Origin of the sequence: Alishewanella sp. WH16-1 (assembly GCF_001441695.1) — a bacterium.
In the GTDB taxonomy this organism is placed as follows: Bacteria; Pseudomonadota; Gammaproteobacteria; order Enterobacterales; family Alteromonadaceae; genus Alishewanella; species Alishewanella agri.
Map to the genome: position 1 here is coordinate 1 of NZ_LCWL01000013.1, position 452 is coordinate 452.

Here is a 452-nt window from a genome sequence, read left to right on the forward strand (position 1 = left end):
GGGGATCCCTCAGGCAATTTATGTCTTAAAAAATGAGGATTATACTTTTTCAACATTGGTCAAATTTAGTACTAAATGCAAACCAGGAACTAAAATTGAGACTTCAGAAAAATTTTCAAATGGAGAGCCAAAAATTTTAAAATGTAATGAAGAGGGAACTTCGCTAAGTTTTGAGGCTACTTGGAATCAAACGGAACCCATCACTTCTTGGAGCGAAAATCTTAATGGCTTTAAATTTAATGAGTACTTTTATTCTTGGAACTTCGACAGGCTTGACAGAGAGATCACTCTAAATAAAGCAAAGTAGCTAACAAAGCGGTCAAACATCGTTCCGCTGCGCTCCACTGGACAGAATTTAAGTCGCGGCTTTGTGGTTTTGCTGCGCAAAAGTATTCCACAAAACCGCAACTTAAATTCTGCCGTTTACCGCGGCGTTATACGTTTTCTGAATT

General features: G+C 38.1%; 1 protein-coding gene. It reads left to right on the top strand.

Annotated elements, in window-relative coordinates:
* Positions 1-307, top strand: a 307-nt coding sequence (locus AAY72_RS16795; protein WP_197408361.1) for a hypothetical protein, incomplete at its 5' end; no start/stop codon positions are given.
* Between the last annotated feature and the right edge of the window lie 145 nt (positions 308-452).